The sequence below is a fragment of the Paractinoplanes rishiriensis genome, assembly GCF_016862375.1.
GTDB lineage: Bacteria > Actinomycetota > Actinomycetes > Mycobacteriales > Micromonosporaceae > Actinoplanes > Actinoplanes rishiriensis.
This window is the reverse complement of the sequence record NZ_BOMV01000038.1, coordinates 46,383-53,670: the sequence shown is the minus strand read 5'-3', so window position 1 is coordinate 53,670 and position 7,288 is coordinate 46,383. Positions and strand designations below refer to the sequence as shown.

Sequence of the window (7,288 nt, the reverse complement as noted above, 5' to 3'; positions counted from 1 at the left end):
GGGCCGCTGGGCTGCCGCCGGGCCGCTGGGCTGCCGCCGGGCCGCTGGGCCGCCGCTGGGCCGCTGGGCCGCCGCTGGGCCGCTGGGCTGCCGCCGGGCCGCTGGGCTGCCGCCGCGCCGCTGGGCGCTGGGCCGCCGGGCCGCTGGGCCGCCGGGCCGCTGGGGCCGCCGGGCCGCTGGGGCCGCCGATGGCGGTGCTGGTGCGGCAGCCGTTGGAACATATCCGATAAATGATGCTTAACCGGACACTGGCGGGCAGGCAGGGCCGGATCTTGGTGATCTACGGTCGTCGGTCATCTCGACTATCGCCATTGTCCGTTTGCGTGGGTTATGCGTGGTGATCGCTGCGGGCGCACTCCACGAGCGGCGCGCCTCTTCTCCCGCCGCCGGGCACCGCTACCGCATGCCGGGATCCGCTGGCCACATTGTGGGCCTGTCCTGGAATGCGGACGATCATTCCACCCGCCGGGAAACCCACCGGAGCAAAAGCTGCGAATTACCTCATAGTGGCGCGCCATCGATAGATCCGGCGAGTTTCTGTTCGACCGGAGTTCGGCCGAACACCAACTCTTCAAGATCGCGACTCGGAGCTACCACCGCCAGACGACGGCGGGGACGAGCGCCGGGGTCGGCGTCAAGATCTGTGGGGCGCGGCTGGCGGGATGGGGTGCCCGACAGCTGGGGTGGCCGCGTGGGTGGACGGCCGCCGGGTCGGTGGGGTGCCCAGTGCCGCGGCGGCCGTGCTGGTGGGAATGAAAACCGCCGAGCTCGGCCGCTCCTGGCAGGCCGAACCCGGCGGAAGTGGGGTGGGCTGGGCGATCAGCTCAGGCGTTCCAGGATCAGGGCCATGCCCTGGCCGCCGCCTACGCACATGGTTTCCAGGCCGATGGATTTGTCGTGCCAGTGGAGGGAGTTGAGCAGGGTGCCGGTGATGCGGGCGCCGGTCATGCCGAACGGGTGGCCTATGGCGATGGCGCCGCCGTTCACGTTCAGCTTGTCGAGCGGGATGTTCAGGTCCTGGTAGCTGGGGATCACCTGGGCCGCGAAGGCCTCGTTGATCTCGACCAGGTCGACGTCGTCGATGGTCATGCCGGCTCGGCGCAGGGCCTGCTTGGAGGCCTCGACCGGGCCCAGGCCCATGATCTCGGGGGAGAGCGCGGTGACGCCCGTTGCGACGATCCGGGCCAGGGGGGTGACGCCCAGCTCTCTCGCCTTGGTGTCGCTCATGATGACCACCGCGGCGGCGCCGTCGTTGAGCGGGCAGCAGTTGCCGGCCGTGACCCGGCCGTCGGGGCGGAACACCGGCTTGAGGGTGGACACCGCCTCCAGGCTCACGCCGGCTCGGGGGCCGTCGTCCTTCGAGACCACGGAGCCGTCGGGCAGCGTGACCGGCGTGATCTCGCGTTCCCAGAAGCCGTCCGCTATCGCCTTTTCCGCGAGGTTTTGACTGCGTACGCCGAACTCGTCCATCTCCTCGCGGGAGATGCCCTTGAGCTGGGCCAAGTTCTCCGCGGTCTGGCCCATCGCGATGTAGACATCCGGCACCGCGCCGTCCTCGCGCGGGTCGTGCCACACCTGGCCACCCTGCGCGTACGACGCCGTGCGGGCCCGGGCCTCGGCGAAGTACGGGTTGTCCCAGCCGCCGCCGACCAGCGCGGCGGCCTCCGGCGGGAGGCCGTCGGAGCTGCCCCGGGCGAAGCGGGACACGGTTTCGACGCCGGCCGAGACGAAGATGTCGCCCTCGCCGGCTTTGATCGCGTGGAACGCCATCCGGGTGGTCTGCAGCGAGGACGAGCAGTAGCGCGTCACGGTGGCGCCGGGCAGGCCGTCCAGGCCCAGCTTGGTGGCGACCACGCGGGCCATGTTGAAGCCCTGCTCGCCGCCGGGCAGCCCGCAGCCCAGGTAGAGGTCCTCGATGAGGGTGCGGTCCAGCTGCGGCACCTTGGCGAGCGCCGCGTCGACGATGGTGGTGGCGAGGTCATCGGGACGCAGGTCCCGAAGCGATCCCTTCACGGCCCGGCCGATCGGGGAGCGCGCGGTGGCGACGATGACTGCTTCGGGCATGGCCCAACGTTAACTGGTGAGTAACATCGCCCGGTAGTGCAGATTGGTCACACGCCGGTCATCGCGGCCTTTGCCACCGCGGGGTACAAAGCGTGCGCCCAGACCCGATATCCGTCGGCGGACGGGTGGAAGCCGTCGTAGCAGAGCGTCCCGGCGTCGGCCCGGAACACGCCGCCGGTCTCCTCGCCCAGGTCGACGACCGCGCCGCCGGCCGCCAGCACCGCCTTGGCCTGCGCCCGGGCCATCCGGCGGCCGAGCATGCCGGCCACCTGGCGCAGCGGCGGCGCGATGGCCCGCAGCGCGCCCAGGTCGGGGCAGGTGCCGACGACCACCCGGACGCCGGCGCCGCGGAGCCGGCGGACCGCCTGGCCGAGCAGCTCGGCGGACTCCTCGGGGCTGCGCAGGCTGGTCGCGTCGTGCGCGCCGATCAGCACCACGGCCACGTCCGGCTTGTCGCCGAGCAGCGCCCGGGCCACCTGGGTAGCCAGGTCGGACGAGCGCGAACCGGCCACGCCCACGCTGGAGAGCAGCACGTGCCGCTCGCCGGTGTCGGTGGTGCCCTCGGCCAGCAGCCGGGCCAGCTGACCGCCGACCGTCTCGGCCAGCCATTCCACGCCGACACCGATCGCGGCCGAGTCGCCGAGCAGCACGAGGCGCAGCGACGGCGCCGAGACCTTGCCCATCGAGGTGCGCAGTGCCAGGCCCATGGTCGGTTTCGCATAGCGCCGGGCCTTGGCGGCCAGGACCTCGCCGGCCAGCAGCGCAAACCCGCCCACTCCGGCGGCGAGCAGACCGGTAGCCGCCGCTTTGCCGATCCGTGCGTTCAGCCCCGCCATTCCCGCCTCCCTGCGCCGTCTGCGTTATTGATCCGCTGGGGTCCACCCTACGGCGCCTGCCGCCGGGGGGCCGCTCGGAACGGATGCCTTATGCCCGAACCAGGTCCTTGCCTCGCCGAACCACGGGTGCCGGCGCAGCACCGCCCGGCCCCCGGCCTTGGTGGTGCTGACCTCGGTGCCGGCCGCCCGGACCGCCTCATGTGCGGCCTCCTCCAGCCCGCGGATCGCGGGCGCGGGGGCGCGGTCGTCCTCGCCGAGCAGGGCCAGCAGGGTGGGCAGCACGACGGCGGCGGCCCGGGCGTAGCCCTCGGCGGACGGGTGGAAGCGGTCGGAGCTGAACATGCGGACCGGGTCGGCCTCGAAGATCGGCCCCAGCAGGTTGCCCAGCGACACCGTGCGCCCGCCCGCCTCGACCACCGCCACGGTCTGCGCGGCGGCCAGGTCGCGGCTCCACTTGCGGGCGAGCCAGCGGAGCGGCGGCTTGATCGGCTGGATCGCGCCGATGTCCGGGCAGGTGCCGACCACGACCTTGCAGCCGGTCGCGCGCAGCCGGCGGACCGCGTCGGAGAGGTAGCGCACCGCGGCGGCGCGGGCCGAGCCGTGCGTGACGTCGTTGCCGCCGATCAGGATGACCGCGACGTCCGGCTCGTACTCCAGGGCGGCGTCCACCTGGTACGGCAGGCCGGACGACATCGAGCCGACCACGGCGACCCGGTAGAGACGGACCGGTCGGTGCAGGCGGCGGGAGACGCCGGTGGCCAGCAGCGCGCCCGGCGTCTCGCGGGGACGGTGCACGCCGTACCCGGCCGCCGAGGAGTCGCCCAGCACCACCATGACGATCGGTTTGCCCCCGAACTTGACGCCGTACACCCCGTCGCCGCGCGGGGGCGGTGCCTCGGCCAGCGGAATCACCCGGCGGGCCTCGGCCGCCTGCCACTGCAGCACACCCGCCGAGAGCGCGGTGACGGTGGCAACGGTGCCGGTCACGCCCCCGACGATTTGGCCGGCCAGCTTGAGCCGGCGCCAATCCGTTGCCGTGAACTCGAAGCCGCCCACGGGTCCCCCTCCAGATCCGGCTTGGATTTCGAGGCTAACTCGTTCTGGCGAGAGGCAATCATGGCGCGCACAAGTCATGCTGGAGTTCGACACCGGTGAAGGCTGGGAGAACACTGATGGCGAAAACGCTGAAACGGACGGCGGCGTTCACCGCGCTCGCCAAGCAGTTGACGGTCGGTGCGCGGGGCGGGCCGTCACTGGGCAGACGGCTCGCGGCACTGCCCCGGATGATCAAGGCAACCGCCACCCGACAGTACGACGGCGGCCTCCGGGTGGCAATGATGGCCGCTGCCACGGCGTACGTGATCTCGCCCTTGGACTTCATTCCGGAGGCAGCGCTGCTGGTCGTGGGCCTGGCCGACGATGCCGTGATGATCACCTGGCTGGCCGGTTCGGTGCTGGCCGAGACCGAGCGCTTCCTGGAGTGGGAGAAGGAACGCAATCGCGTCGTCGTAGTCTGAGGTGTGCGCTACTACGACAACGTCGTCGAGATCATCGGGGATACCCCCCTGGTAAAGCTCAACCGCGTCACCGCGGGCATCGAGGCCACCGTGCTGGCCAAGGTGGAGTACTTCAATCCGGGTGGCTCGGTCAAGGACCGGATCGCCCTGCGGATGGTGCAGGACGCCGAACAGGCCGGCCTGCTCCGTCCGGGCGGCACTATCGTCGAGCCGACCAGCGGAAACACCGGTGTCGGCCTGGCTCTGGTGGCCCAGCAGCGCGGCTACCGCTGCATCTTCGTCTGCCCCGACAAGGTCAGCGAGGACAAGCAGAACGTGCTGCGGGCGTACGGCGCCGAGGTCGTCGTATGTCCGACAGCGGTGGCCCCCGAGGATCCGCGCTCCTACTACAACGTCTCCGACCGGCTGGCCCGCGAGGTGCCCGGCGCGTGGAAGCCGGATCAGTACAGCAACCCGGCCAACCCCCGCTCGCACTACGAGGAAACCGGCCCGGAGCTGTGGAAACAGACCGCCGGCAAGATCACCCACTTCGTTGCGGGGGTGGGCACCGGCGGCACCATCACCGGCGTCGGCCGTTACCTCAAGGAGCAGGGCCCGGTGACGATCGTCGGGGCCGACCCGGAGGGCTCGGTCTATTCCGGCGGCACCGGTCGTCCTTACCTGGTCGAGGGCGTCGGCGAGGACTTCTGGCCGACCACGTACGACCGGGACATCTGCGACCAGATCGTCGAGGTCTCCGACTCCGATTCGTTCGAGATGACCCGGCGGCTGGCCCGCGAGGAGGGCCTGCTGGTCGGCGGCTCGTGCGGGATGGCCGTGGTGGCGGCGCTCGAGGTGGCCCGCAAGGCCGGCCCGGACGACGTGGTCGTGGTGCTGCTGCCGGACGGCGGCCGGGGTTACCTCTCGAAGGTCTTCAACGACTCCTGGATGGCGCGCTACGGCTTCCTGCGCACGGTCTCGGGTGATGCGCCCACCGTGCTCGACGCGCTCGAGGGCAAGGGCGGCACCATGCCGCCGCTGATCCACGTGCACCCCACCGAGACGGTCCGCGACGCCATCGATTACATGCGCGAGTACGGCGTCAGCCAGCTGCCGGTGCTCAAGGCCGAGCCGCCCGTGGTGACCGGCGAGGTGGCCGGCTCGATAGCGGAGAAGGCGCTGCTCGACGCGCTGTTCACCGGCGAGGCCCACCTGCACGACACGATAGAGCGGCACATGGCCGACCCGCTGCCGATGATCGGCGGCGGCCAGCCGGTGAGCGAGGCGGTAGCGCTGCTGGAAAAGGCGGACGCCGCGATGGTGCTGGTGGACGGCAAGCCGGCCGGCGTGCTGACCCGTCAGGACCTGCTGGCGCACCTGAGCTAGGCGAAGCGGCCGGGGGTCAGCCGAGTTCGGCCGGCACCGTCACGACGTCGACCAGGGCGTTGCGGCGCAGCAGGGTGATCGGCAGGTTGGTGCCGATCGCCGGGCCCAGCATGAGCCGCTGCAGCGCCTGCACGCTCTGGATCGGCTGGCTGCCGGCCGAGATCAGCACGTCGCCCAGATAGATGCCGGCGGTGCCGGCCGGGCTGCCCGGTACCACCTCGACCACCCGCAGGCCGATCTTCTGGCCCAGCCGGGTGGCGAGTGGGGGCGGCAGCGGCGCCGGCACCCCGGCCACGCCCAGCCAGGCCCGTCGCACCCGGCCGGTGGCGACCAGTTCGCCGACGATCGTGCGGGTGGTCGAGTTGATCGGCACCGCCAGGCCGAGCCCGTACCCGGCCACCGCGGTGTTGATGCCCACCACGGTTCCGGTGGCGTCGCCCAGCGCACCGCCGGAGTTGCCCGGGTTGAGGGCCGCGTCGGTCTGGATGACGCTGTCGATGATCCGCACCCGGCGGCCGTCCCGGGCCGGCAGCGAGCGGCCCAGCCCGGACACCACCCCGGCGGTCACCGAGCCGACCAGTCCCATCGGGTTGCCGACCGCCACCACCAACTGGCCGATCCGCAGCCGGTCGGCATCGCCCAGCGGGGCGGCCGGCGCGCCGGCCTGGTGCACCCGGACCACCGCTAGGTCGGACAGCGGGTCGGCGCCGACCACGTCGAATCGGGTCTCGGTGCCGTCGGCGAACGCGGCCGTGCCGTCGTTCGCCCCGGCGATCACATGTGCGTTGGTGAGCAGGAAGCCGTCGTCGGTGAAGGTGACCGCCGAACCGGCGCCGGCGCCCCGGGCGGTGCGCACCGCGAGCGCCGCGACCGACGGCAGCAGGCTGGCGGCAACCCCGGTCACGACCTGGCTGTACGCGTCGAGAGCAGCAGCTTCGGGATCCATAACGGCCTCAACAACGCGGTGAACGGGCTCGATGCCCGGCGGCCGTCCGCCCACGGCGAACAGGCCCGGTCACGGATAGTCGCGGTAATCGCACAGAAAGTCCGACCGCGAGGTGGCGCGCTGCTGTTGTATGAGTCGTAACGGAGGTTGAAACACGTCCCGACGGAGGGTACCGAATGGTCATCGCCGACCAGTCCGTTCCGGCCGACATCGTGGATCGCCTGCTCTGGCGGGACGCCCAGCAGATGCTCGGGCGGCACGCCGAGGCGGGCCTCGACGGCAACTGCGTCTGGTGTGGATGGCGCTGGCCGTGCTCACCGCGACGGCTGGCCGAACGAGCCGAGGTCGCGGCCCGGCGGCCGTGGCGGGAGGCGTGGACCCTCCGGCACGACATGAACAGCATCCGGGCCATACCCGGCCTGCGCGCCGGCCGGGAGGACAACCCGGGGCGGCACGGCAGCCCGCGTGGCACGCAGAACCGCGGCTTTTTCTGACAACTCCATCGAGACTTCCGACGTCGTCCGTCAGCTTGACCTCCCCCGGCAGGCCCTGGCTTTCCC

8 protein-coding genes are annotated in these 7,288 nt (G+C 71.8%); 4 read left to right on the top strand and 4 right to left on the bottom strand.

Going from position 1 to position 7,288, the window contains the following annotated elements; translation table 11 throughout:
* Positions 1–230: hypothetical protein (locus Ari01nite_RS16895; protein WP_203782213.1), on the top strand; the 230-nt coding region annotated here is incomplete at its 5' end.
* A gap of 589 nt (positions 231–819) precedes the next feature.
* Here the strand turns inward: Ari01nite_RS16895 and Ari01nite_RS16890 are convergent.
* From Ari01nite_RS16890 to Ari01nite_RS16880, 3 genes are read right to left on the bottom strand one after another with little or no spacing between them, the layout of a single operon-like run.
* Positions 820–2,064 carry an acetyl-CoA C-acetyltransferase gene (locus tag Ari01nite_RS16890; RefSeq protein WP_203782212.1) on the bottom strand — a complete coding sequence of 415 codons (1,245 nt, stop codon included), beginning with the start codon at positions 2,062–2,064 and terminating at the stop codon, positions 820–822.
* A gap of 47 nt (positions 2,065–2,111) precedes the next feature.
* Positions 2,112–2,900, bottom strand: coding sequence for an SGNH/GDSL hydrolase family protein (locus tag Ari01nite_RS16885; protein WP_203782211.1), 789 nt, complete (start codon positions 2,898–2,900; stop codon positions 2,112–2,114).
* A 24-nt stretch (positions 2,901–2,924) separates the two neighbouring features.
* A complete protein-coding gene (locus Ari01nite_RS16880; RefSeq protein ID WP_438872177.1) occupies positions 2,925–3,956 on the bottom strand; it encodes an SGNH/GDSL hydrolase family protein in 1,032 nt (343 codons plus the stop codon).
* A 116-nt stretch (positions 3,957–4,072) separates the two neighbouring features.
* Here Ari01nite_RS16880 and Ari01nite_RS16875 point away from each other — a divergent pair, with 116 nt between their 5' ends.
* A complete protein-coding gene (locus tag Ari01nite_RS16875) occupies positions 4,073–4,417 on the top strand; it encodes a YkvA family protein (protein ID WP_203782210.1) in 345 nt (114 codons plus the stop codon).
* 3 nt (positions 4,418–4,420) lie between these two features.
* Entirely contained in the window at positions 4,421–5,782 is a 1,362-nt protein-coding gene (locus Ari01nite_RS16870; protein ID WP_203782209.1) for a cystathionine beta-synthase, read from the top strand.
* A 16-nt stretch (positions 5,783–5,798) separates the two neighbouring features.
* Here the strand turns inward: Ari01nite_RS16870 and Ari01nite_RS16865 are convergent, their stop codons facing one another.
* Positions 5,799–6,728, bottom strand: a complete 930-nt coding sequence (locus tag Ari01nite_RS16865) for a S1C family serine protease (RefSeq protein ID WP_203782208.1) — start codon at positions 6,726–6,728, stop codon at positions 5,799–5,801.
* A gap of 176 nt (positions 6,729–6,904) precedes the next feature.
* Here Ari01nite_RS16865 and Ari01nite_RS16860 point away from each other — a divergent pair, with 176 nt between their 5' ends.
* Complete coding sequence (locus Ari01nite_RS16860; protein ID WP_203782207.1) at positions 6,905–7,222, top strand: hypothetical protein; 318 nt, start codon at positions 6,905–6,907, stop codon at positions 7,220–7,222.
* Positions 7,223–7,288: the final 66 nt, after the last annotated feature.

Bases quoted from the DNA above. Each gene is read 5' to 3' on its own strand.
- Ari01nite_RS16890 (WP_203782212.1), bottom strand. From the start codon at position 2,064: ATGCCCGAAGCAGTCATCGTCGCCACCGCGCGCTCCCCGATCGGCCGG.
- Ari01nite_RS16885 (WP_203782211.1), bottom strand. From the start codon at position 2,900: ATGGCGGGGCTGAACGCACGGATCGGCAAAGCGGCGGCTACCGGTCTG.
- Ari01nite_RS16875 (WP_203782210.1), top strand. From the start codon at position 4,073: ATGGCGAAAACGCTGAAACGGACGGCGGCGTTCACCGCGCTCGCCAAG.
- Ari01nite_RS16865 (WP_203782208.1), bottom strand. From the start codon at position 6,728: ATGGATCCCGAAGCTGCTGCTCTCGACGCGTACAGCCAGGTCGTGACC.
- Ari01nite_RS16860 (WP_203782207.1), top strand. From the start codon at position 6,905: ATGGTCATCGCCGACCAGTCCGTTCCGGCCGACATCGTGGATCGCCTG.